Genomic DNA, 25,478 nt, shown 5'->3' on the forward strand with positions numbered 1-25,478 from the left:
ATATGCGGGTGCAGGTTGTTTTAGCACGATAAAAAAGTAAGCGCAGTCCCGGCAGGGGCGGCGCTTGGGTGTTACATCGGATGTTAGCGGGCTTCGGTACGTGTGTAGCACATACAATGGACCGTTACGTCGCCGGCAGCCGTAGGCTTCTCATACGTGTCGGTAATGACGAATCCAGCTCGTTCGTAGGTGCGGATGGCATGCGTATTCCAGACGTGAACTTCCAGGTCAATTTCATCCTCTGGCGCGCGGCGAATGGCTTCCGCCACGATCGCTTGCACGAGGAAGAAGCCAAGTCCCTGCCCTTGTCCGCATAGGTCCGGCCGCAGGCCAAGCCCGATTCGCGTCACGCCGAGCAGCGGAAAAAACTGCGCGAAGCCGATCAAGGCGCCGTCGCCATCTGTGACCGCGGCATACTGCTGCTGGCGGATGTAGGCGTCACCGAACTCGATGCCGAGCTGCTGCATAACCTCCCAGGTCGACCAGTTATAGAAGTCGAATGGCGGCTCATAGCGCCAGGTGCTGAGCTCCTCGGCGAGTGCGTCGGAGAGCGGTACGACGTTGAAGGTATATTTTACTGCAGGTATGGGGTGGTTAGGCGTGTTAGAGGTCATGGATAGGGACTCCTCATGGATTTCGGACCGGTTCATTTCATTTATCGTAACAGAAACGGCGAAGTGGTGGAAGCTTGGCCGGAATGCTGTATAATTTAAGCTAATGAGATTGAATTGAAGAGGTAGAGGAAGGCGGCTGATAAGGATGAACAATATCGTATCGTTAAAATGGTTGCTTGCCCGCATGTATGAGTCGGATGTGGTTATCGTCGACTGCTGCTTCCAACTGGGCAAGCCGGAGTCCGGCCGCGAGGCGTATACGGAATCGCATATTCCGGGCGCGGTGTATTTGGACTTGGAAAAGGATCTATCCTCGCCTGTAGAGGAGCATGGCGGCCGTCATCCGCTTCCGGACATCGCGGCGCTGACGGCTACGCTCAGCCGAGTGGGGATCAACAATGAATCGCGGGTTATCGCGTATGATGATCAAGGAGGGGCGATGGCTTCGCGGCTGTGGTGGCTGCTGAAGTACCTGGGCCACGAGCAGGTTTATGTGATGGACGAGGGGTTCACGGCCTGGAAGAATGCCGGGTTCCCGGTGTCGGCGGAGCAGAAGGTGCTCATTCCGAGCCAGTTCCTCGCGACCGTTCAGCATAACATGCTGGTCGAGGTGGAGGAAGTGCAGGAGAAGCTCGGCCAAGCCGGAGTTACGATTGTGGATTCGCGCGAAGGCGCGCGGTATCGCGGCGAGGCGGAGCCGATTGACCGCGTAGCCGGCCATATTCCAGGCGCGATCAACCGCTTCTGGGCGGAAGGCCGCGATGCGGACGGCAAGTGGAAGAGCGCGGAGGCGCAGGAGGCCCGGTTTGTAGGACTGCCGAAGGACGGCGAGCTGGTCGTTTACTGTGGCTCGGGCGTGACGGCTTGCCCGAACGTGCTCGCGCTGCAGGAAGCGGGCTTCACGAATGTGAAGCTGTATGCGGGGAGCTGGAGCGATTGGATTAGTTATGAGGGGAATCCGGTGGCTGTCGGAAACGAATAAATGCGGAATAACACATAGTCGTATTAGCGGTTTAATACAGAGCACGGCGAGATAGCTGCCGTTGCTCTGTATTTTTTATGGGCCGCTGGAAGGCGCTCATAACGGATTTCATCAAGATGGGCTGATGGACTTGAAGTGCTCTCTGACTCGATTCATAGATGGCAAGCCTTAATGTACGAAGATAGGGCATAAAAAGAAAAAGGCAACCAAGTATTGTAAGCGCTTTGAATTCGGTGTAACCTACAAATAACAACTAATAACAACTGATAGCAACTAAAACAACATTATGAAAAACGAGGGATGCCATGGAGGACGGGGAAACGCACATTCTGTCTCGTATTCTTAAGCATTAACATTAGGAGGAGAAATAAAAAGATGGTTAAAAAGGGAAATAAATTCCTGGCGGTTTTCGCTTCAGCAACTTTAATGCTATCTACTCTTTCGCTCACCCACGATGTTACGATATCCGCAAATGAGGCAAAGCCAATCATTGCCGCAGACTGGATTTTTGATCAAACCCACAGTACGGTAGATGCTGGAGCATTAAAAATCGTTGACCAATCCGGCAACAATAACGACCTTCATATGCAGTTCTTTGTGGATAATCATGTTAAAGCAAATCCGGCAACATTGTCCTCATCGGCGATAAATGCAAAAGGCGTCAATGTAACGGCCGGTAATTTTGGCGCATTTACAACGAATACAATGCCTGGAACTACAGATGCAACCGGTAGTTTTAATTTCCAGCCAGTTAATGCACGAACAGCAAGTTTAACATCAAATGGAAATGTTATTCGTTCAGGCGTCAATTTTACAACGGCTTTAGATGCTCCTATTAATAAAAATCAGTTTAGAAACGGTTATACGATGGAGTTTATATATAAGCTCGACTCCAATTATAATAAAAGTACGAGCAACTCTTCTCCATACAGAGATAAGTGGATGGGTATTATGGGGCGTTTGGGCAACTCCAGCGGTAAAGATAATATGTCCGACGACGGCACATATGGCTCTACTTCCTATCCGTTTTTGAGTAAAAGTGAACCTTTCAGCGGAACAATGAACGTTTCTATTTCGGACATTAGAGAGGTTCAATACGGCGTCGCAAATGCGGATAACAATTATTATCCGACTAGCAAAACCCAAGCATGGTCGAGTCCGATGGAAAAGGGACAATGGCATTACATCGTTATCACGTCTGATAATAAGTCCGTTCGCGTTATCGTTGACGGCGTAGATGCATATAGAGGCTACTTCGATGCAGACGGTGCAGGCATGAAAGGTATGTTTGTCGATCCCAATGACGGGCGCTTTTACATTGGTTCTTCCTATTGGATTGATCCATTAACGAGCGGCGGTATCTCCGATGCTCAACTGGATATTGATGCTATGCTCCGTGGTGAATTGCAGCATATCAGAATTTCGGACGGTGCGTTAGCTCCAAGTGACTGGCTTATTCCTAATCCGATTACAACGCTAAACCCTGCTGCAGGAACTCCGGGCAGCCATGCCGTTCCAGGCAATAACAACCCTTACTCTCTCGTCAATTCTACGCCTAATAACGATTATGACTACAACATCGTATTTGTCCCCGATACGCAATACAACACCCAGAGCTCAAACTTTATTGTAAATGATACCATGCAATGGCTTGTTGACCATAAGGACAGCGCAAAAATCAAAGCGATTGTAAGCTTGGGGGATATTACGCAAAGCAATGATCCGGATGAGTATGTACGAACGCATGAAAGCTACGATAGACTCGCCATAGCCGGAATTCCAACGTTGATAAGCGAAGGAAACCATGACTATGGAGGACCTATTCCTGCCGACTTATTCAAGGCTAATTATGGACCGACATCACCTTGGAATGATCTTGTGAACCCCGATGGAGCAGAGAATGTAGGTTTTTCACCAAGCGGGCAGAGCTCATACACGTTCTTCCATGCAGGTAGCTACAAATATTTGGCCATTTCCTTGGGATGGTTCGCTACCCCGAATCAAAATGCCGGTGAGGGCACATGGTTGCAAGGTCTTCTGGAGGCTAATCCGGGCATACCGACCATTATAGAAACTCATGACATGTGTACCAGTGCTGATGGTGTTGCGACACTAAGCAGTGCGGGATCCAGCATTTGGAATATTGCTAAAGAGTTTGATCAGGTATTCATGTTGATTGGCGGACATTATACAGGCGCCGCCTCAGCAGTGTTGAAAAATTCAAACAATAGGGACGTCAAGCTTGTGCTTGCCGACTATCAATCTGGAAACGGCAGCGGTTTCGGCTATCTTAGATTCGCGGAATTTGATGAACTAAATAATGTCATTCATATGCGTACCTTCTCACCCTACGCGGCTTCGCTTCAAGATGCGGAAAAAGGATATGTCTATCCGAATTATTTGGATAACGACTCTGTATCGCCGCTTGCCGCAGTATACGGCAATTTCATAAACTCCGAAGATTGGGCCTTTAATTTTAACGACCGTTTTCCTGTTCCCGTGAGATCGGTTGCTTTTGCAACGAATTCAATTACAAAACATGTTGGAGAAACCTATCAACTTGCTCCCACCGTGCTTCCTGTTACAGCAAAGGACAAATCATTAACATATACGACTGATTCAAGTGTTGTTACAGTAAGCGATACGGGCCTTGTAACAGCAGTTGCGTTAGGTACGGCTACAATTACTGCAACAACTGTGGACGGTCACTTTACCGCAACTTTTCAAGTTACAGTTGCACCGGACATAACTACAACTACCGTGACTGTAGGCGATGCAACCTATGATGGAAACCCTCATGGAGGAACAGCATTTGTTACAGGTCCAAATAACTTGAATCAGGCACTTACAGTGCATTACACAGGACGAAACGGCACAATCTATGAATCAGATATAGCACCAACCAATGCAGGTGATTATACAGCTTTTGCAACATATGAAGGAAGCGGCAATTATTTCGGTAGTTCTGACCGAAAAGATTTCATTATCAACAAGAAAGAAGCATCAGTGACTACTTTTGCAGCCAGCAAGATATATGGTGATTCAGATCCCATAGCATTTACTGGTACATTGTCTGGGTTCCTTGACTCTGATCATGTTACGGCAATCTATAGCAGAGCGCCTGGCGAGTTAGTAGGTTCATATACAATTCATGCAACTCTTGGTCCTGCGAACGTACTCAATAATTACTTTATCACCTATAATCTAGCTAAATTTACGATTAACTCATATAGTTTCAGTGGCTTCTTTGCTCCAGTTGATATATTTAACGCTGACAAAGTTGTTTACAACACCGTGAAAGCCGGTAGCGCAATCCCAATAAAATTCAGTCTAGGTGGCCAAAAGAGTCAAGTTTTTTATACGGATCACAATGTTACGTACCCTACATCAATACAAATACAAGAAATCCTAACAGCCGAATACAATCCAATTGAAACTATAGTTACGGCTGGTAATAGTAGCCTTTCTTATGATGCATCTACAGACCAATACACATTTGTTTGGAAGACTGATAAAACTTGGGCTGATACTTACAGACAATTGATTGTCAAATTTGCTGATGGATCAGAATATAGAGCAAACTTTACATTTTTATGAAATGATTACTACGAATTAAGTAGACATAAGAACGGCAACGAAGCAGCGTTCAATTAGTCTGCTAGGTTGAGGGCACCATCCCAATAGGTGCCCTTGTTTTGTTGCACGGATTTACGGGAAGCTAAGGCCCAAAAAGGAGAATTTTAATTAAATCACAACGAATCCCTCTGATGATGCTGTATTTGTCGTTTCTGTCTGCCACAGGCTTTGTGCTTTGGAATAATGTCATGAAATACAACAAGGTCGGAAGCGTCTCGATGTATTTGTTCTTGACGCGTGCAGCGCTGGGCTTGGTTGTATCGGGCATTGTGATAGTCAACCGACCGGAAAAGAACGGACACATCCTTCAAGGAAATGTTTTAGTAGGCGGATAGCAGTATGCAGATTTCGAATACATCTGCCGTTGCTCTGTTTTTAATTGGCTTAACCAACAGGTTGGTCTAAACGAGGCCTGTCGATGATAAACATTAATTACCAAATTGTTGAAATATGAATACAAAATTAACCATAATAATACTGAAAATGACATAATAATTTTAACGAAACTTTAATATTGAAATATTCAAAATATTAAGAATGGTTGTATAATAAAGTTGTCTTTATCTTGCAAACTATTAGGAGGAATGGACACTTGAATTGGAAAAGAAGAATTACGGCGCCGATTTTATCAGCAGGTCTTTTATTCAGCTCTTTTGCACCAGGTGTTATCGATCATGAGAATATGAGTAAGACTGGTGCTAATGAGGCAGTACCTATCGATTTAGCCATAGCAAACGAGGATAAGCTCATTGAAATGTTAAAGAAAAAGGGTACCATACCACAGGATGCAACCGCAGCTGAAGCAGAAAAGGCATTGCAACAATATTTACATAAGCTAGCGGAAGCTTCAGCAGCCAATAAAGAAACGGATTCTTTTGCGAAAAAGCGCGCTGCTCTAGCAGATCAAATTAAATCAAACATGAATAGCAACGGTGTCTATAAAGGTAATGGCAATAAATCAGGAGAAGCAAAACAAACTACTATTTCTTCTGTGAAAAAAGAAAATTGGGATGGAACTCAAAGAAAAGATGAAGTCCTTGTCCTTTTAATTGATTTCCCAGATCTGAAACATGGTCAATTATCACCGGATGAAACGGATATGTATTATAGCGGCTCTGATGCTTATTCCCATCAACATTATCAAGATATGATTTTTGGTGAAGATGGTTATGTTGGACCAGATGGAAAAACAAAAATTTCAATGAAACAATTTTATGAGCAACAATCCGGCGGCAGTTATACGGTTGACGGTCAGGTAGCTGGATGGTATACGGCAGAACACGAAGCGGCTTATTATGGTGCGCATAATTCAAGCGGAAATGATGTTAATCCTAGAGCACTAGTAAGGGAAGCATTAAATGCTGCTGCTAAGGATCCGTCCGTAAATTTAAATCGATATGACCAAGAAGATCAGTTTGATTTGAATGGAGACGGGAATACTCGTGAACCTGATGGAATTATTGACCACCTAATGGTCATTCATTCCGGTGTCGGTGAAGAAGCTGGTGGCGGCAAAATTGGGGAAAATGCCATCTGGTCGCATAGTTCGAGTTTAATAAACCTTTACCCTATTCCTGATACAACAGCAGAAGCAAACTATTTTGGCGTCGATAATTTGATAGGGTTTGCTTACACGATTGAACCGGAAGACGGAGCAGCCGGAGTATTCGCCCATGAATTCGCCCATGATTTAGGCTATCCTGATGAATACGATACGATCTATAGCGGTAGTGGCGAGCCTGTCAGCAACTGGTCTATCATGTCTAGCGGAAGCTGGACAGGTAAAATTCCAGGAACCGAACCATCAGGCTTCAGCCCGAATGCTAAAGCGTTTTTCCAGGAGTCAATGACAACTTCAACCTTCACGCCAAATTGGCTATCAGGTACTAATATTAATCTAAGTGATGTTACCTCTAAAGGGACATCGCTGCTTCTTGACGAGGCTAGTACAAAAGGAACAAATAATGATGTAGTTCGCATTAATTTACCGGATAAGGTCAATGTTATTAATGCTCCAAAAACCGGGTCATATGAATACTTTGGCGGTAAAGGGGACGAAATTGACCATAAGATGGTTAAGGCTGTTGATTTAACAGGCGTAACAGCTAATGCCACTCTCGATTTTGATGCATGGTATAAAACCGAGGAAAATTGGGATTTTGCTATGGTCCAAGTTTCTGAAGATAACGGGGGAACATGGAAATCACTATCAACTGAACAAACAACCGATAGTATTGTAGATGACGGTTATCCGGCTATTAAACAAAATATGCCGGGATACACAGGATCAAGCAATGGCTGGATTCATCAAACGATTGATTTAAGTGCCTATAAAGGGAAGGAGATTCAACTTCAATTCCGTTATATGACCGACTGGGGCACAAGCTTAGAAGGATTCTTTGTGGACAATGTCAAGGTAACGGCTGACGGAAAAGAAGTATTAACAGATGGTGCTGAAGGCGACCCGCTATTTACTTTACACGGTTTTGGAAAACATACTGGAAGTTACGCAACTGAACATCACTACCTATTAGAATGGAGAACCCATAACGGCTCCGATTCCGGTTTAGCCAATATCAACCGCAGAGGAACCATGCTTTCTTTTGATTCAGGTTTAGTAGTTTGGTATGTTGATGATTCATATGACAACAACTGGACTGGAACAGGCTTCCATCCTGGTGATGGCTTCGTAGGTGTTGTAGATGCCGACCAGCATAATAACATCTGGCAAAATAAGAATTGGACGGACCCTAACGATCTATATCAGATTAACAAACTCCTTGGCTCAAATAGCTACCAGATGCATGATGCTGCATTTAGCTTAAATAAAGGCAGCAATGTAACAATTGGCGATTCATCTTTCTACATGAAAGATAACTTTACTCAAAATAATGCCCTTTTCGACGATAGTCAAGATTACAGCAACCCGCAAAATCCAGAGGTTGGCCGAAATGTTCCAAAATACGGATTAAAGGTTCGGGTTGTTGGACAAAGTGCTGACGGTACTGTCGGAAAAATTTTGATCTTCAAATAAACATCAGAATTGAGGTTAGTTTCCGTTACAGGAGCTAATCTCTTTTTTGTACTCGAAGAAAACCGATGCTGCCAGCATATTAGTCGGTTAGACAATGTCTGTTCTTGCCCTAGGGACTTCAATCGCGATATGCTGTATATATCACTATAACTATTTGATAGGAATGGATTCCCTATGAAACTCGGTTTTTTTGACTCTGGAATTGGCGGGCTTACGGTATTGGCGGAATCGCTTAGGCTGCTCCCTGCCGAGAATTATCTCTATATGGCTGATACGAAGAACGTCCCATACGGGACCAAATCGAAGGAAGAAGTGCGCGCCTTCGTCTTTGAAGCTGTGGAGAAGATGATTCTGCAAGGCATCGATGCGCTTGTCATTGCATGCAATACGGCGACAAGCATTGCTATAAATGAACTGAGGGAGCGGTATTCCTTCCCGATTGTCGGCATGGAGCCTGCCGTCAAACCGGCCGTGGAGATGAACCGAGCCACCGGTAAAAGAGTACTTGTTTTCGCTACGCCTCTTACGTTGCAGCTGCCTAAATATTATGCGCTTGTATCCCGCGTGGATCAGGCTGGAATCGTGGATTCATTGCCGTTGCCTGAGCTTGTCCAGTATTGCGAAGCCCTTCAATTCGATAAGGTCGTCATGGGCGAGTACTTCCGTGCTAAGCTTGCCCCCTATGATCTTAACCATTACGGCATCATCGTATTAGGCTGCACGCACTATCCATTTTATACGGATATTCTCCGCGACATTTTGCCGCCCCATATCGAGATCATCAATGGAAACGCTGGCACTGTTAGGAGATTGTCGGCGTTGCTTAATCGCTATGGCATCGAAACAGGCTTGGGGAGCGGAAACGTGACGTTCATGTGCACCGGCGGGGAAGCAGCCTATATAGAAAAAATGAAGTTGGCATTGACTCTCCTCAGATGACAAATTCATACCGAAAGGTCAATCAAAATGACTACAAACCAAAGCAACAACTTGCTTCCCAACACCCATCCGTTGTGTACTTGGCACTTTGGCGAAAACTACCCGTTCAACGCTTGCATGAAATTAATCATGGAGTATGTAGAGCCCAATGAAATTTACTCCTACAGTTTTTTTGCAGGCATAAGCGGCGATAATTTCGTCCAGGTATACGGGCATAATGATGATCATTATCATGATTGTGTTTCAGTGGTCTGGGACGGCCCGGAATTTATCAAATATGTGTTTGACGAGATTGATTATGAACATACTTATGTTACCGCCGCGCAGATTGCTGCCAATAAAGGAAAGTATATTGAAACCGTAAAAGCCTATATCAACAAAGGCACCCCCGTTTTGATCAAAAATGCGATGCCCGGAAATACCAATTTTCAAGTTTTCGTAGGGTATGAGGAGAACGGAAAAATCCTGCTATTTTTGGACGGCGATACGCCGGAGTCATTCAAACTGAACACGGAAGAAGAAATTTTGCAGGATTGGATATTCATCGGAGCCAAGAAAAAGGAATCGGATTTCGCGGCAATTTACAAAAATGCTTTTTCTCGTATCGCTGAACTTCTTGCTTCTCCCGATAACTATAACTGCTCTTATGGACCGAAAGCGTTCCGGGACTGGGCGGATGATATTGAAAATGGCCGGTTTGAAGGCATGACGCACGAACAATTTGACCAGTGGAAGCATTACACGGTTTATATATGCAACCTTTCCACCAACTTTTGCGGCATCTCCTTTGATTTTCTGAAAAAGGCGAAGGAAGCGGTTCCTGAGCTGTCGAGCTTACATGAGGAATATTTCCGAATGATGAAACAAAGCGAAAAAATTATAGAAACGTTGCAAAACATAGAAGGAAACTTCAATGTCACTCTTTCAGCGTTACAGGACAATGAAAGACGAGCAGCAATTGCAAAGGAACTCCGTAAATATTCGCCAATGTATGAGGATTTTGAAAAGCTGCTGCAGGAGAAGCTGGCAGAGGTGTAATATGATGAAATCCTCTGTAGCCATATGCAAAATAAAATACATCGCCATTAGGCTGTGCCCGGGCGATGTATTTTCATGCTTTGTTATTCCGTCGTGCGTTCCTCATTCAAATACTTCTCCGTCAAAATGGAAAGCAGCCGGATGCCCACTTCGTTCTGTCCGCCCTCGGGGATAATGATGTCGGCGTACTTCTTGGACGGTTCGATGAATGCCTCGTGCATGGGTTTGACGGTCTGCAAGTATTGATCGTGGACGGATTGAATCGACCGGCCGCGCTCTTCGATGTCGCGCAGCACCCGGCGCAAAATGCGCACGTCGGGATCGGTGTCGACAAACACCTTGATATCGAGCATCGCCCGCAGATTCTCGTCAGACAGCACATGAAGCCCTTCAATAATGACGATGTTGTACGGCATGAGCTTCTCGGTCTTATCCTTGAAGCGGGAATGCGTCGTGAAATCGTATATTGGAGCGTAGGCCGTCTGTCCGGCCTTCAGCATTTTCAAATGTTCGACCAGAAGATCGTTATCGAACACGAGCGGATGATCATAGTTCAGCATCTCGCGTTCGGCCATTGAAAGATGGGGATTGTCTTTGTAATAGTTGTCTTGCGAAATAAACGTCACTTTGTCAGATCCGTGATGTTCGATGACCGATCGTGCCACCGTTGTTTTTCCCGATCCCGTGCCGCCTGCAATTCCGATGATGAGCATGGCTGTCCATATGACCTCGCTTATGTGTAATTACATTCAATTTCAGTATTGTAGCATAGCGACGGAGCTAATCACAAAACTTCTATTTGTCCATTTCTATGAAATACGAATGCAAATGGGACAACGCCCGATCACTGGAACAAGCCTCCTCATAGAATGTAAGTATTCTAAAGGAGAGGTGGTTGATCATGGCATTTTTATTTCCAATAGGAAGGATCATCAGCGATACTTCGGTTGTCGTTCGGGACAGCGCTGAAGAAGCGGTTCAAGCGCTCTTAGAGGGTGCCCTTGGTAATGCGGTAGAAACGGGTATGTCGAGTGCTAACTGGCCGACTTTAGTCCAATTCAACACTCCTAATAACGGAGACTTTCCTTCCGTAGGCAATCCCTTATATATTTGGGATTCGGCGGATAACAGCAATCCCGGCAAACGGCTGGGCTTTGCGAAAGCGATTGATATTCCGGCAGGACAAGATATTCCATTTGTTCTACACTTATTCGTATTTGCCGACAATGCAGTGAAAGCGAGAGCGCAAATTTTCTCCAAGGGTGCAACTCCGACCGAACAGCTCGATATTACGGACGGTTTCCTTCTCGATAACTCATTCAATCTGACTTCCGGCTCGAATAAGCCTCCATTCGAGTGGCAGAATGTCCGCTACTATTCCAAGGCATTCCAGAACAACGCGCAAGGACAGCAAGTCGTCGTCAGCTTCGAAGTTCAGAATTATATCGGGGGAAGCTTCGACCCGGGCGCGCTCATGTTCGTCGCGGACTTGTATAGTCCCAACACTTTTTGATAAGCAACAGTTAATCTGAATACATCGTCATGAGGCCGGGTGCCTTGGCGGTGTATTTTTTATGCCCAAAAATAATACTTGCTGTGCGACCTCATCAATAGATATAAAATGGAAGATGACGCCTTGGTTGGAAGGGAGCCAGAAAAGAACCATATGAGTGAGTGGCCTGTAGAAATCATTCGTTTTTCTCAGCGTTCCGTACCTATTTTCATCCATTTGGCGGCAGCCGGAAAAGGAATGGCTCCGTTTATTTGCAGGGGATACGGTTATCGGCTGGATACGGAGTCAGATTGGATATGGCTTTATATTTTAAAGAGCCAGTGGCTGCGTTTGCATGATTATATGAAGCACGGGAGGGAGATGTCCGCGCTTCTCACTTCGGGTATTGATAACGAATCCTATCAGTTCAAGGGCCGATTTATCGATTCCAGGCCGTTAACGAAGAAAGATGTCTTTATCTTAGAGGAGCAGTACAGCTGGGTAACCGGGCACATTCCCGGCTTGGCGCCGGTCATTCATGTTTCGCCGTCAGAATGCATGGCGGTCGGGCTTCAAATTCGATCCGTTTTTCTGCAAACCCCAGGGCCCGGCACCGGTTCGCTTGTAATGGAAAGGGGCGTGAAATGATGCTTCCGACAGAACTTATGCCCCTATTCGAGGGGGCATTGCCCTCATGCCTTGTAACCAGTTCTGCCGAGGGGATCCCGAATATCGCCAACCTGACGCGGGTTTGGCATGCGGAATCTCATTTCGTTGCCATTGCGAACCAAATGTTGAACAAGACGTATCGGAATCTGATTGAAAATCCGCTGGCGCTGCTGAAAATCATTAATCCCCGCGATTTCATCCAGTGGGAAATTTCCGTACGTTACATTCGCTCGGAGTACGAAGGCTCTCTCTTTGAACACATCAAACAGGATATAGAGACCATCTCTTGGATGGCGGGTGTCCCGCTGTCCGCGGAGCTAAGATCCGTGGTGGTGTTTGAAGTCACGTCAGTACGCCAATGTATCGAAGAAGCCATTCATCTGAAACCGGCACCGGAAACGTACGGGGATTTGTTGCATGTCCTGGCTGCTGTTCATGAATGGCACCGATTGTCCTTCTGGATTCCGGCGGAGAACGACCGGGATGTAAAGCTGAAAGCGTCCCGGGGGGTACCGGGCGCAGGAGTAGACGCGGGTGCGTTCGATATGATGAAACGGCTTGCAATGTTGGTTAAGAGCAAACAAAGAATCATCCGATTGCGAAACATTCGTTCTCAGCTCAGGTATCTCCATTCGATTCATACTGAGCCGCAAGAGCAAAAAGACAAGCCCATGATTCCTGTAACGGAGACGACACCCTCCAGCTGCTTGGCATTTCCCATCCGTTCTTTTCACACCTTAATTGGGATTATCTGCTGTGAAGATGCAAGCGGACAGATGAAGGCCATTCATTCGATTGAGGATCGTTACCTTGTCTATTTGGGCGAGAAGCTGGGGGAAACCCTGCTTACGATATCAACAGTGCCTGCACAAGAGAGGGAAGCTTTGTTCAGACAGGTTATCGAGCTTGCAAGGCTGCAATGGGAGAAGGAAGCCGACCCGTTTCATTCGAGTCTCAGCGCTAGGGAGCGGCAAGTGGCAATCAATGTCGCCAAAGGGTATACGAATGCGGAGATTGCCAAGCAGTTGTTTATTAGTTTGAGAACCGTAACGACCCATTTGGAAAGAATCTACCAGAAGTTGAACGTCCCGTCCCGAGCTGCTTTGACCCGATATGTCATGGAAAAGGGGCTGCTTAAGGAAAACTCATGAGCGGGATCGGCACATCATCCGATAAATACGTATTTTCACCGATACAAGGAAGCAGCGTCGGCCGTTATGATGAGAGACAGCAATTCAAAATCTCATGAAAGCGGTGTTGCTGCTTGGTATGGTTAGTCGTTCTACACATTTTATCCGCAATTCTAGGCTTGGGACCGGCATACGCGTTCCCTTGGATGCTGAGGAAAGTTTCTACGGTTGAAGAAATGAAGCGAAATTTACTTCAGGTCGCTTATTTGGAGTTTTTCCCCAAGGCATTCGGTACCGTTGCCATCATCTCGGGGCTCGCCCTATTTTTTATAGGGTCGTATGGGTCGTTCGCGCATTTGTGGATTATCGGTTCCTTGGCCGTCTATGCTGCAATCGAAATACTCGTCATCGGTTTTTTGAATCCCGCGGCCAGTAAGCTGCTAAAACGCATCAATGAATCCGGGGTTGTATCTTCGGAAGAACCTGCTGCCAATTTGATCGGGCTTTACTCTCGCGTGCGGAATCTTCATTTATGGGCGGGGATTCTAGGGCTTATCATATTTGTCTTGATGATTGCAAAGCCGGACTGATGGGGATGGCGTCATGGATAAAGCTTTACAGAAACGGTACTTGTACTGCCTTCAGACAGACATCCGAAATCCGACACTGGACTATTTGCATGTTCTGGTTAAACGCCACCTGCACACGATTCCGTTCGAAAATTTGAGTAAGTTCCATTATTACGTGAATCATGGAAAAACAGGCTTTCGCTGGCTCCCTTCCATGGATACCTATTTGAATCATGTTGAGCAGGAGAGACTTGGGGGCAATTGTTATATTTTGAATCTCCATTTCGGAAGGCTGCTTCAATCGCTGGGATTTCAGGTTGAGGTAGTGCGTGCAACGAGCGGCAATGCTCATCTGGCCAATAAAGTGACTGTCGAGGGGCGATCCTATTATGTAGACGTGGGCTACGGGGCGCCTTTGTTTGAGCCGCTGGATTTAGAGGAACAGCCTCGGTTCTCCCGCAGAGGGGAAGAAGTGGAGATTGTTCGGTTAGATACGGGCCGTTATGTGATTGATAGAAGGATGAACGGGCAAAGCTTCGTAACCAAGTGCATTGAATGGACGCCCGTTGAAATCGAGAGCTTCGAACCGGATATTACCCACTCGCTTAGGGATGAAGAGGATAACCCGTTCATGCGCCGAATCGTCGCTACCTTATTCAAACCGGACGCTGCTTATTCCGTCATCAATCAAAAGCTGATAATTAAAACCGACGACGGCACCGAAATCCATGAATGCGCCCGAAAACAAGATTGGATCGTGATGATGGAGAAAACATTCGGATTTCAAGCAGAAATGTTGAATCAAGCGCTTCGGTTTGTTGCTGATCGGGGGAACCGGCTTTTTTCGGAGGGCTGAGAAATATATGAAGAAAGGGCCGGGATCATACACCCTTGAGGTGCTGATACCTGGCCCAATTTAGTTTGCTTTTGCCGCAACCGGATCCTTTATACGGTAAAGAGGCAGCAGGAACACGATACCGATAAGGAACATCGCAGCAGAGAATTGATAGGTCCAAGAGAGCGATAAACTGGCCTTCAGGAGGCCGGCTATGCTCATCGTAACAACCATCGCGCCCATGAACATCGGCGTCAGGATGCCGTTCACGCGTCCGACGAACGCTTCCTCCGTCTTGTTCAGAATTAGCGTATTAATGCCGATCTGCAGTGCCGGCATGAAGAGTCCGATCATGGCTTCCATCGCTAGCGTGAGCCAGAATACTTCGGAAAATCCCATGACCGAGACGCCAATCCCCGTGACGAGCATGCCCCATAAAACAAGCGTTTGCGGAGCGGCTTTGTTCGAGAATGCCATCGACAGTCCCCCGCCGACAAGCATGGCCGCGCCGTTGGCCGCGAAGAGCCATTGCAGGTTCCCCTTCGGCAAGCCAAGCTGTTCGGTGATGAGAAACACGGCAAGCGTATGAATAATGCCGATGCCGAGTCCCGCGGCGAGGAAAGAACCGCCTAAAGCGACGAGCGCTTTGCGATGAAGGACGTAGTCGATCCCCATCTTCATCTCAGTCCAAATCGAGGTCCCGGCATTCTCTTTCTCCTCGACCCTGTCTGCCGGAAGCAGCGTAAGTACGGCGGCAGACACGAGGAATGCGACACAGACGATGCCCATTGACCAGTAGATGCCCAATTGCTCGAATACGAACGTGCCCAGAATCGGACCCAAAATCATAAATACCGCCATCATCGTCTGGAACAGGGCCATGCCGGCCTGCATCTGCTCTCCGGGCACGTGCAGCTTGAACAGCTTCATGCTGGAGGGCTGAGAAAACTGCGACAAAATCGCCGAGACGAACGTTGCGAAGAACACCGCTTGCCATGAGCCATAAATCAACGTGAGCAAAATGACGAAGATCGATATCGCGCTAAGCAGGTCGCATAATACCATCGTACGCTTAGGCCGCCATCGATCAGCAAATGCCCCTCCAATGAAAGAGAATACGAAAATCGGCGCGAATTCGGCTACCGAGACGAGCGAAACGGCGAACGCGTCCCCGTCGGTCATTTCGACCACAAACAGGAGCACCGCGAAGTTGCGCACCCAGATGCCGATCTGCATGAACACGCCTGCCGACAGAATGGCTTGAATAAATCGGTTTTTCAACATGGAGCCCAAAGAGGTCTTAGATCCGGATGAAGGACTATTTGGTACAGGAGTATCCATTTGGCGAACGTTCATCCTTTCATATCACAAAAATAGTAGATCATATGTTCGATTCTACTATAATTATGTCTACTTAGGAACGGGAACATACGATTAAAATTGAATTTATCCGGATGACGATCGGACCTGTAAAAAGGAATATACTCCTCTGCCCGCGAAGAACTTGGGAACGGGCTTTTAAGTAAACTTGGTAAAAGGCGGTTTAAATGAAGAACGAATCATTAAACTATGGGGAGCGTGAATGTAGTGGATATGTCTATCATTCAGCCTGAATGGAAAATCGAAAAGATCGAGATCGCGACTCTTACGGGCGAACGTGCAAGAAGCGCGGGTTCGAACGGCAGGATCGGGGATCACGGCAAAAGCTGCTCCGTTCGTATCGCCCGCATTACGATTGACGGTGAGACAGGCTTCGGAAGTACGGGATTGTTGACGGAGAGCATGGCGGAGGCCGTTGTCGGCATGAGGCTGGCGGATCTGTTCGATCAAAACGGCAAGGTGCTTGAACCGTACCGGATCCCGCTCGAATATCCGATTTTGGACTGGCTGGGGCGCAGACAGAACGCTCCCGTATACAAATTGATAGCCGATTCCAATCGGGTTTCTCCGCTTGTGGTGCCCTGTTACGATACTTCGCTGTATTTTGACGATTTGCATTTGCAGAATGACCGGGATGCGGTAGCTTTAATGAAAGAGGAAGCGGCGCAAGGAATGTCCAAAGGCCACCGGAATTTCAAGATCAAGGTCGGCCGGGGCGGCAGGCACATGCCGCTATGGGAAGGGACGAAGCGGGATATAGCGATTATTCATGGCATTGCCGAGGTCGCCGGACCGGAGGGGCGGATTATGATTGATGCCAATAATGCATATAATTTGAATTTAACCAAAGAAGTGCTGGCAGCCGCCGCAGACGTGAACCTGTACTGGATCGAAGAGGCGTTTCACGAAGACGATGCATTGTATGCCGATCTGAAAGCATGGCTCCGCGAGCGTGGACAAAGCGTACACATTGCGGACGGAGAGGGGCTTGCGTCTCCCCATCTCGTCAACTGGGCGAAGAACGGCCTTGTCGACGTCTTGCAGTACGACATTATTTATCCGGGCTTCACGCACTGGCTGGAGCTTGGCGCGCAGCTTGATCAAATGGGACTGCGTTCCGCGCCGCATTGCTACGGCAACGCATACGGCATCTACGCGCTCGGCCATATAGCCGCTGCCATTCGGAATTTCGAATTCGTCGAATACGACGACATTACGATCCAAGGCATGGATGCCTCCGCTTATCGGGTAGAGAACGGCCTGTTCCATGTCCCTGATAAGGCAGGCTTCGGTCTCGATTTTGACGAGGAACTGTTTGCGGGACAGGTCCTGGCAAACGGATGGAGCCGTTAGGATTTGTCATTAGTACTGCACTTTTAATCCGTTGCTATCGAGGTTCTTATTTTTTTGTATAATGTAAGAATCATTACACAAAGGGAGATAACATCATGCTGGAATACAGAAAGGCAAGACCGGATGAGCGTGAGGAATATATCGATTTAGCCAACTATGCCTTCAAGATTGATGTAGAATCCGTGATTCCCAAAGTGTACAGCAAGGACATGGATTCGTCGTCGATGCACATGGTCGCCGTGGATGAGCAGGGCCGGCTGCGCGCGCAAGTAGCCGTGTACCCGGAGCTGATGAACGTAAGCGGCCTTCCGCTGCGAATCGGATTCCTGGGAATTGTATCGGTGCATCCAAGGGCTCGCGGGGAAGGGCATATGAAGGTGCTTATGAACAAATGGCTAGCCGAAGAAGTGCCCGGATCGTACGATATGGTCGTATTATGGGGGCAGCGGCAGCGGTATGAGTACTTCGATTTCACCCTTGGAGGGGTAAAAATCAAGTATTCCGTGGGAGAAGTCAATTCTCGTCATGCATTGAAAAACGTGAACGTAAAAGGGCTGTCTATTCGCCCGCTGTTCGAGATCGAAGGCGCGGCAGCCTTTGCGCGCAAGCTGAACGAGGCTCGGCCCGCGTTCGTTCATCGCGATTTGCAGCAAATGCCGCATATCTTAAATGGTTTTGAGCAAAAAACCTTTGGCGTGTTGGATGAGGACAAGCTGATCGGCTATTTGGTCGTCAACAAGACAGGCGATCAAATAACCGAGCTCGCCATGGAACATGCCAATGATATTCCGCGAGCGATCAAGGCTTATTTGGCCCATTCGAGTTCGGACTGGATATCGGTATTGGTGCCTGAGTACGAGACGGAGATGAATGAGAGTCTTAGTCGTTTTGCGGAGAATTACGCGATTGAGACAGCCGATATGTACCATATTGTAGACTTTGCCCGTGTGTTGGAAGCCTATTTGGCGCTTAAGCATGGGACGACCGGACTTGCGCCGGGCGAATTCTCCGCCGTGCTGGACGGCCAGCCCGTTACCGCTCGCGTGGACGAGAACGGCGTGACGGTCGAACGGTCGGCTAAGCCAGGTGCAGTCGAGCTGGATAAGAAGCAGGCACAGACGCTTCTGCTTACGCCGCACGGCCGTTATACGGGGGCTGTCGTACCCGCCGGATGGTTTCCGCTTCCTATTTTCTGGTATATGTCCGATAAGTTTTAATTGGCTTAGAGGAGACATGCGACATGGGAGATAAACGCGGCATACTCATTTTACCCGAGGAGGTTGGCCCCTATTGGGCGGACCTGATCGCTCGTTCTGGCCTTAATCTGGTAGGGATTCATCCGGGTTGGGGAGCTGGAGCGCTCGAGGAACTCGAAAAAACGCTGGAATTCGTAAAGACGCCGATTTTTGGACAATTCGCGGAACAGATGAAAGAGCTGAACGTGGATCTCGAGTTCGAAGCTCACGCCATGTCATGGCTCGTTCCGCGAGCTCTTTTCTCCGAGCATCCCGACTGGTTCCGGATGGAAGAGACCGGAAATCGGAATCCCGACTTTAACTTGTGCGCATCCAGCGCGGAAGCGCTCGATTTTCTGGAGAACCGGTCGGAGGAGCTGGCTCGTGCTTTGCCCTCAATGACGGGGCGGTACTATTTTTGGATCGATGATGTAACGAACAGCGCTTGCCATTGCGGGAGCTGCCGGGCTTTGTCCGCCTCCGATCAGGCGATGATGTTCTACAATTATATCCTGCGGGGGATTCGGCGGTTCGATCAGGCGGCTGAGCATTGCTACTTGGCTTACCAGGATACGATTCAAGCTCCGAAGACCGTGCGGCCCGAGTCTGGGATTTTTCTGGAATACGCCCCCATCTACCGCGATTCGGCCCGAGCGATCAACGATCCGGATTGCCCGGAGAACTTTAAGGAGCTCGAACACCTGCCCGGTCTGCTGCAGCTGTTTGGGCAAGAGGGCGCTCAAATTCTGGAATACTGGATGGATAACTCCCGGTTTTTAAAGTGGTAAAAACCGTTGAAGCCGCTGCCTTTTTACGAAGAGGTCATTCGCCAAGACGCGGAGTATTACCGGAGCCTCGGGTTCAGCCGGCAGACCAACTTCGGCGTATGGTTGGGAGAGGACTACGAGCAGGCTTTCGGCGAGCCGCCGATAGCCGCTTACGCTCGGGCAATTGGGAAATAAAATGCTGCGTGGGATATACAAAAGATTGCAATGAGCGAATATGAAGAGGGCCACCCATATGGGATGGCCCGTTCTGTTTTGGAAATGTTTATGAGAAATCTTTTATAATTTATCGGAGATTGCTTCGTCTGCTATAATAGGACAAGCACATAGAATGGCTTGCAAGGGCGGTCGGCTACCTCTCCGTGAAGGGAGGGATGCCCATGGAGGTTAAGGACGCTTTGACGTTGATGATCAGTTTTGGCGCGCTGCTTATTGCGCTGCTGACGCTGGTTGTTGCCATCGTCGCAGTGTTTAACCAAAAGAAATAGACCGCCCCTCTACCAGGAAAACGGTCTATTTCCGATCGATATTCCGAAGCCGGCCGCCTTTGAAGCGGTCTACTGTGCCGGAGGAGACGTGTTACAGCACGGCTCCTTCTTTATTTTTATTATAAAGGCGCGAGTGTATACGTGCAAGAAGAGAAGTTGTTGCACCTTACGTTACGTCATGTTTTATACTGAAGACACCGGTAAACAGCTAGCGAAAAGGAAAGGAGTGGATTATGCGGCAGTATTGGAAGGTGGGGGATCTTGCCAAGTCGACCGGAATAACGGTCCGCACCCTGCGATTTTACGATCAGATCGGCTTATTTTCACCGTCGGGGCATTCCGAATCCGGTCATCGGTTATATAACGAAGCCGATATCGGACGGCTGCAACAGATATTGTCCCTTAAGGATTTGGGCTTATCGCTTGAAGACATTCAGAAGGTGTTGAACGGTCATGCGTATACTCCTTATGACATCGTGGCTATACAGATTAAACGGGTCCGGCAAACGATTAGAACCCAACAGAAGCTTCTGGCCGAACTCGAACGCGTGGCCGAACGGATGAGCGATAAGCAGCCGCTTAATGCGGATACGTTTATTTCACTGCTGGAAACGATGAAGGCAAGCCATGAAAAAGTTATTATTGAGCGCCGGTTGGACTGGGAGCGCCGGTTTGATCAGCTCGGCGATTTTCTAAACGAAACAAGAAATGAACACACAAAGGAGGAAGACTCATGAAACAACGCTTTACGACGCATTCTACATTCAAAATCGAGCGCATGTACCAAGCTTCTCTTGAAAGGGCGTTTGCGGCATGGTCGGACCGGAGCGCCAAGGCCCGTTGGTTTCAGCCTGCAGAGGAATTCGAATTCCGCGTTGGCGGACGGGAAATTGGCCGCGGCGGCCCTCCGGGCGGGCCTGTCTTTACATTTGAGGCTTATTACCAAGAGATCGTACCCAATGAACGATTGGTCTACACGTACAGTTTGGACCAAGATGACATCCGGATATCGGTTTCCATCACTACGGTTGAATTTATCCCGGCCAGTGAGGGCGTCAAACTGATATTTACGGAGCAAGGAACGTTTTTCGACGGCTATGATACGCCGGAACAACGTGAGCAAGGAACCAAGGAATTGCTGGATCTTCTCGGAAAATCTCTCGGGGAGAGCAACGCGGAAACGTTCGAGCTCGTATCTCGCCGGGGGTTCGATGTGCCTCGAAATGCAGTATACCGGGCTTGGACGGAGCCGGAGCTTCTTGCCCAGTGGTGGGGGCCTAACGGTTTTACGAATACGTTTCACACGTTCGATTTAAGGCCCGGAGGCGCTTGGGAGTTTACGATGCATGGCCCAAACGATACCGGCTACCCCAACCGAAGCGTTTTTCAGGAAATCGGCCCTGACCGCATCGTGGTGCGGCACGAGTCCAGCCCGCGTTTCACCCTTACCGCCACATTCCAGGACGACGGCGGCAAGACAGAGGTAAGCTTCCGGCAGGCTTTCGAATCCCTGGAAGATTACAAGAAGCTCAAACCTCTTTGCGAGGAAGCGAATGAACAAAATTTAGACAGGCTCGGATCACTCTTAAAGAAGCTCTCCGAATAGGAGGGGATCATAGTTCTGGAGGGATTGGGTTCCCTCCTAGCGAATCCAATCCCTCCAGTACGTCGGAAAGCCTTTATAACGCTTCATGATCGGGCATCTCATCTAAGTCTAATATGTACTTTAGAAAATCGAAGATCGTTTCATAATTACTAAGTATACGTTGTTGCTTTTGTAAATTAGGAATCATCATTCCTTGAACTCTCGCGCCTGCCGCATATCTAAATAGCTGCCACATCTTTTCACGGTTGCTTTCAACTAATACCACCGGTTCTAGGCCGATAATCAAACTATAGATCGGATCATGAAAGTACTCTTTGGCTATCCTTTCATTCTGTACGGTGAATTTAATCCTTCCATAACCAATAAACTTTCTATCTCCATAAAATAAAGCCATATCGCCTATATTAATTTTGTTCCATAGCAAATTATTTTTCTTGCTGTATTTCATGGCCCATACGGAATACAATTCCGAACCAATGAAGTCCCATTCTTTTTGATGCTGTTCGTTTATTCTTGAAGGCTTGGCAACGGCTCTCATAAAATTGGCGTATGCTTTCCCGAATGATGAAGCACTGAAACATATGAGCTTTTCCAAAGTAAACACCTCCATTAGTAAAGTATGCGCAATGGACTTTTTGTTTATTCTGTAGGAAACATAACAAAGAAGCCTTGCAAATTTTGCACGGCTTCTTAATTTAACAACGTTAAATCTGGTGTTGACCCCGATCCTTCTTTGAGAGATTTCTGGTCTTTCTGCTCTTATCCTTCTGGAGAGCTTCACCTTTATATTCATGGGCGATTTCTGTACGTCTAATCCCGATTTTATAATAAGCAGGTTCTATTTCAAAAGAGATCGCTTTCCTCCCCAGCTTAATAGCCGTGGCCGCTGTAGAGAATGAACCGCCAAACGGGTCTAACACGATGTCCCCTTTATTAGAGCTGGCTAGTATGATTCGTTCCAGCAGTGATTCCGGTTTCTGTGTAGGGTGATTTTCGTACTCTTCCATCTTAAATCTTACACGCGGGATCTCCCAAACGTTGCCTGGAACCTTCTTGGTATTATAAGGTTGCGGGGGATCTTTGCGATAATCGATCAATTGCCTTTCGGAACCGGTTTTAGCGTCTACAAGGATGTCTTGGGCGTTGAAAGTGTAGGTTGCCTTCGAAGATTTATTCGTCAGAAGAATCGGCTCGTATAGCGAGCCAAACATCCTCTTCGACTGTACCCCCGAGCTATCATAGCTCCATACGATTCTGGACAGGACATTGTAATTTTCCTGCACATACACATCCAGGTAAGGGATAAATTGCGTCGCATTCATGAAATAAAACGAACCGTCATCCTTTAATACGCGAAAACATTCATCAATCCAGCATTTACACCAATCGAGGTACTCGCCCTTTGATTCCCATTTATCCTTTACTCCCCCGAAATCTTTTCCGATATTGTAAGGCGGGTCAGCAAAGATCAAATCGACGGAAGCGGATCGGGTGTTCTTTAGCAGCTCCAGACTGTCTCCCAGTCCAATGAAACTATGATCATTGTGCATATGTTCAAAGCTAGTATCCGTAAAATAGTCACTCCATGACATGCATATCACCTAATCTTAACTTGAAATTGATTTCTGTTTGGAAGGTTTACAACGTTAAGCTTTATGATACATCCCCCCGGGACTCGCGGGCAAGGCAAACCGCCTCCTGCCGCCGTAATTTTGTTTTTTCCAATGCGTTTTCCCACCCATTGGGAATGCGGTGCTCTTATGGCAGGAATGCCTCAACCGCTACGATAAGGATGTAGAAAGCACAAATAACGTATCTGCCGTTTTTCTAACTCGTTCATTTGGTGTTCCTCGTGCTCGGCGTGAAGCTTGCATTCGAGAAGAAGGCGAGTGTGCCGGTTGAAGAGCATTTAGCGGCATAAATGTTTTATCTGGATCGTTCACTACATGCAAAAATACCTCTTCCAATGGCTTTGGAAGGGGGATTTTTTTATCTTTAGATTGAAATTGCGATCGAATTTTGGGATTCTGAATAAGTCGGTTTTGACTCGCTTAACCGTTTTTTTAAAGATAGAGAGGGGTTTAACATAAATAGCTATGGAGTTGACATGGGAAATTATCGCATTAATTGTTATCGGCGGGTTTCTTGCCGCCTTTATTGACTCGTCAGTAGGCGGAGGAGGCTTGGTTTCGGTGCCGGTATTACTGGCCGCGGGACTGCCTCCGCATTTGGCGCTTGGGACGAACAAGCTCTCTGCGTCGATGTCGTCGGTTACGAGTACGCTCGCTTTCTTGCATTCCGGCAACATCAATTTGCGCAGCACGGGCAAGCTTGTCCCATTTACGGCGATCGGCGCGGCGGGAGGAGCGCTCCTGCTTCAATTGATTCCGTCGGATTGGCTGCGGCCGGCCATTGTCGTCATGCTCATTGGCGTTACGATATACACGCTGCTGAAGCGAAATTGGGGCATGGAGGGATCCGCCAGGCGTAAGACTACGGCCGCCGTGAAGATCGGCATGGTTGCGGCCGCCTTCCTGCTGGGCGGATATGACGGCTTTTTTGGGCCGGGAACCGGCTCGTTTCTGATTTTCATTTTTTTGCTGCTGGGTTTTGACTTTATTCAAGCGGCAGGCAATGCAAAGCTGCTTAATTTTACGAGCAATGTGTCAAGCCTGATCGTGTTTTTGGCGCTTGGCTGGGTTGATTTCCGCATAGGCCTCTTGATGGGAGCCTCAATGGTGCTTGGTTCCTTGGCCGGCTCGCGGCTGGCCATCCGGCAAGGGGCCCGGTATGTAAAGCTGCTTTTTGTCTTGGTTACGGTGGCATTGATCGGCAGGCAGCTTTGGACATTGATTTCGGGCGAGAACTAGAGATATTTAATGCCATGCATGGCGGGTGTGAATGTGTTTGGCATGTATTAAGGGCTCCCGCAAGCTAGAAGCAATGAAAAATTGTGCCGTATAGTAGGTGGTCATGATCCATATGCCGGAGCGGGGAATATCGGAAACAAACATGTTCCATGACAGGATGGAATCGGAAGCAAGAAAAAGCAGCGATCCGATTATAGCGTATAGGTTGCCTGTCATAATCGCTGTCCAGGCCATTAGCGAGATGACGGCTATATAGATGAGCACAGGCGCGATGAGTTCGCTCTGTCCGCTGTCTTGGAGCGCATGTACCAGACGCTGCCCCATAAGCCCGGCATAGAGAGCAATCGGAATGAGAGCAGCGGCGCGCAGCCAAGAAAAACGGAACCGGCGCAAGAAGGATGCGGTGTAGAACAGATGTCCGATCAGAAACGCGGTGAGCCCGGCTACGAACCATTTCATCAGACCGTCGCCGCACATGGAGAAGAGCAAGCCTAGCAGGAGAAGCCAATGTTTCGGTTGCCGTGATGGCGGGCAGACCAAGATGGCATACGCCAGAATGAGCGCCATAGGAATCAGTTTGAAAACGAGCTTGAGCCCTTCCGGCTCGGATGGAACGATGAAAATATACAGGATGCTCATGAGGCCGATAGCATACGGAAGCAACTTACGAATCAATGGTAGCTCCTCCTAGTTCAAATGTGGTTGATCTACTTCATTCTGCATAAGTCTTCCAGTTTCCTGCCGCTGGAGGGTAATGTGGGCTGACAATGATTTCATCTGAATTAACGCAATTAAGAAAGGAATTTGGGCACGTGAACGAGAA

24 protein-coding genes and 1 pseudogene are annotated in these 25,478 nt (G+C 47.8%); 19 read left to right on the forward strand and 6 right to left on the reverse strand.

From position 1 onward, the window contains the following. Positions 1-83: 83 nt before the first annotated feature. Positions 84-614 carry a GNAT family N-acetyltransferase gene (locus tag DL346_RS26995; RefSeq protein WP_112885503.1) on the reverse strand — a complete coding sequence of 177 codons (531 nt, stop codon included), beginning with the start codon at positions 612-614 and terminating at the stop codon, positions 84-86. A gap of 145 nt (positions 615-759) precedes the next feature. Here DL346_RS26995 and DL346_RS27000 point away from each other — a divergent pair, with 145 nt between their 5' ends. From DL346_RS27000 to DL346_RS27025, 6 genes and pseudogenes are all read left to right on the forward strand, one after another. Continuing rightward, on the forward strand, positions 760-1,596 hold the full coding sequence (locus DL346_RS27000; RefSeq protein WP_112885504.1) for a sulfurtransferase: 837 nt from the start codon (positions 760-762) through the stop codon (positions 1,594-1,596). A 375-nt stretch (positions 1,597-1,971) separates the two neighbouring features. Further along, the gene (locus tag DL346_RS27005; protein ID WP_165822703.1) at positions 1,972-5,193 is read left to right on the forward strand and encodes a PxKF domain-containing protein; all 3,222 of its coding nucleotides are present in this window, start codon (positions 1,972-1,974) and stop codon (positions 5,191-5,193) included. A 167-nt stretch (positions 5,194-5,360) separates the two neighbouring features. Further along, positions 5,361-5,567 (forward strand): annotated as a pseudogene (locus DL346_RS29665) (hypothetical protein); the annotation flags it as partial. A gap of 257 nt (positions 5,568-5,824) precedes the next feature. After that, the gene (locus DL346_RS27015; RefSeq protein WP_240633458.1) at positions 5,825-8,266 is read left to right on the forward strand and encodes an immune inhibitor A domain-containing protein; all 2,442 of its coding nucleotides are present in this window, start codon (positions 5,825-5,827) and stop codon (positions 8,264-8,266) included. Between the two features lie 174 nt (positions 8,267-8,440). Next, a complete protein-coding gene (gene murI, locus DL346_RS27020; RefSeq protein ID WP_112885506.1) occupies positions 8,441-9,205 on the forward strand; it encodes a glutamate racemase in 765 nt (254 codons plus the stop codon). A gap of 27 nt (positions 9,206-9,232) precedes the next feature. Continuing rightward, positions 9,233-10,243: a hypothetical protein gene (locus DL346_RS27025; RefSeq protein WP_112885507.1), complete on the forward strand. Its 1,011-nt coding sequence runs from the start codon at positions 9,233-9,235 to the stop codon at positions 10,241-10,243. An 83-nt stretch (positions 10,244-10,326) separates the two neighbouring features. Here DL346_RS27025 and udk read toward each other — a convergent pair whose 3' ends face one another. Continuing rightward, positions 10,327-10,956: a uridine kinase gene (udk, locus tag DL346_RS27030; protein ID WP_112885508.1), complete on the reverse strand. Its 630-nt coding sequence runs from the start codon at positions 10,954-10,956 to the stop codon at positions 10,327-10,329. 188 nt (positions 10,957-11,144) lie between these two features. Between udk and DL346_RS27035 the strand changes: the two genes are divergently transcribed. From DL346_RS27035 to DL346_RS27055, 5 genes are all read left to right on the forward strand, one after another. Further along, positions 11,145-11,756, forward strand: coding sequence for a hypothetical protein (locus tag DL346_RS27035; RefSeq protein WP_112885509.1), 612 nt, complete (start codon positions 11,145-11,147; stop codon positions 11,754-11,756). 153 nt (positions 11,757-11,909) lie between these two features. Next, positions 11,910-12,383 carry a hypothetical protein gene (locus tag DL346_RS27040; protein WP_112885510.1) on the forward strand — a complete coding sequence of 158 codons (474 nt, stop codon included), beginning with the start codon at positions 11,910-11,912 and terminating at the stop codon, positions 12,381-12,383. Next, on the forward strand, positions 12,380-13,555 hold the full coding sequence (locus tag DL346_RS29350; protein ID WP_206098595.1) for a LuxR C-terminal-related transcriptional regulator: 1,176 nt from the start codon (positions 12,380-12,382) through the stop codon (positions 13,553-13,555). Before DL346_RS27040 ends, DL346_RS29350 begins: the two co-directional genes overlap by 4 nt. Before the next feature lie 113 nt (positions 13,556-13,668). Further along, complete coding sequence (locus DL346_RS27050; RefSeq protein WP_112885511.1) at positions 13,669-14,124, forward strand: DUF2269 family protein; 456 nt, start codon at positions 13,669-13,671, stop codon at positions 14,122-14,124. A 13-nt stretch (positions 14,125-14,137) separates the two neighbouring features. Then, positions 14,138-14,959, forward strand: a complete 822-nt coding sequence (locus DL346_RS27055; RefSeq protein WP_112885512.1) for an arylamine N-acetyltransferase — start codon at positions 14,138-14,140, stop codon at positions 14,957-14,959. A 60-nt stretch (positions 14,960-15,019) separates the two neighbouring features. Here DL346_RS27055 and DL346_RS27060 read toward each other — a convergent pair whose 3' ends face one another. After that, complete coding sequence (locus tag DL346_RS27060) at positions 15,020-16,222, reverse strand: MFS transporter (RefSeq protein ID WP_240633459.1); 1,203 nt, start codon at positions 16,220-16,222, stop codon at positions 15,020-15,022. Between the two features lie 309 nt (positions 16,223-16,531). On the opposite strand from DL346_RS27060, the gene DL346_RS27065 reads away from it, so the two are divergent. From DL346_RS27065 to DL346_RS29830, 7 genes are all read left to right on the forward strand, one after another. Further along, positions 16,532-17,671, forward strand: a complete 1,140-nt coding sequence (locus DL346_RS27065; protein ID WP_240633484.1) for an enolase C-terminal domain-like protein — start codon at positions 16,532-16,534, stop codon at positions 17,669-17,671. Between the two features lie 95 nt (positions 17,672-17,766). Next, positions 17,767-18,888: a GNAT family N-acetyltransferase gene (locus tag DL346_RS27070; RefSeq protein WP_112885515.1), complete on the forward strand. Its 1,122-nt coding sequence runs from the start codon at positions 17,767-17,769 to the stop codon at positions 18,886-18,888. A 23-nt stretch (positions 18,889-18,911) separates the two neighbouring features. Further along, positions 18,912-19,694, forward strand: coding sequence for a DUF4838 domain-containing protein (locus tag DL346_RS27075; protein ID WP_112885516.1), 783 nt, complete (start codon positions 18,912-18,914; stop codon positions 19,692-19,694). A 6-nt stretch (positions 19,695-19,700) separates the two neighbouring features. Continuing rightward, complete coding sequence (locus DL346_RS29230; RefSeq protein WP_165822704.1) at positions 19,701-19,868, forward strand: hypothetical protein; 168 nt, start codon at positions 19,701-19,703, stop codon at positions 19,866-19,868. Between the two features lie 203 nt (positions 19,869-20,071). Then, positions 20,072-20,179 carry a putative holin-like toxin gene (locus DL346_RS29670; RefSeq protein ID WP_240633461.1) on the forward strand — a complete coding sequence of 36 codons (108 nt, stop codon included), beginning with the start codon at positions 20,072-20,074 and terminating at the stop codon, positions 20,177-20,179. A gap of 233 nt (positions 20,180-20,412) precedes the next feature. Further along, complete coding sequence (locus DL346_RS27080) at positions 20,413-20,916, forward strand: MerR family transcriptional regulator (RefSeq protein ID WP_112885517.1); 504 nt, start codon at positions 20,413-20,415, stop codon at positions 20,914-20,916. Next, a complete protein-coding gene (locus tag DL346_RS29830) occupies positions 20,913-21,785 on the forward strand; it encodes an SRPBCC family protein (protein WP_112885518.1) in 873 nt (290 codons plus the stop codon). Before DL346_RS27080 ends, DL346_RS29830 begins: the two co-directional genes overlap by 4 nt. 73 nt (positions 21,786-21,858) lie before the next feature. Here DL346_RS29830 and DL346_RS27090 read toward each other — a convergent pair whose 3' ends face one another. Continuing rightward, positions 21,859-22,380, reverse strand: coding sequence for a hypothetical protein (locus tag DL346_RS27090; protein ID WP_112885519.1), 522 nt, complete (start codon positions 22,378-22,380; stop codon positions 21,859-21,861). 109 nt (positions 22,381-22,489) lie between these two features. After that, positions 22,490-23,377 carry an adenine-specific DNA-methyltransferase gene (gene yhdJ, locus DL346_RS27095; RefSeq protein ID WP_112885520.1) on the reverse strand — a complete coding sequence of 296 codons (888 nt, stop codon included), beginning with the start codon at positions 23,375-23,377 and terminating at the stop codon, positions 22,490-22,492. A 504-nt stretch (positions 23,378-23,881) separates the two neighbouring features. Between yhdJ and DL346_RS27100 the strand changes: the two genes are divergently transcribed. Continuing rightward, the gene (locus DL346_RS27100; protein WP_112885521.1) at positions 23,882-24,655 is read left to right on the forward strand and encodes a TSUP family transporter; all 774 of its coding nucleotides are present in this window, start codon (positions 23,882-23,884) and stop codon (positions 24,653-24,655) included. A gap of 6 nt (positions 24,656-24,661) precedes the next feature. On the opposite strand, the gene DL346_RS27105 is transcribed toward DL346_RS27100, so the two are convergent. Beyond that, complete coding sequence (locus tag DL346_RS27105; RefSeq protein WP_240633462.1) at positions 24,662-25,330, reverse strand: lysoplasmalogenase; 669 nt, start codon at positions 25,328-25,330, stop codon at positions 24,662-24,664. Between the last annotated feature and the right edge of the window lie 148 nt (positions 25,331-25,478).

The sequence above is a fragment of the Paenibacillus montanisoli genome, from assembly GCF_003268025.1.
Lineage (GTDB): Bacteria > Bacillota > Bacilli > Paenibacillales > Paenibacillaceae > Paenibacillus_Z > Paenibacillus_Z montanisoli.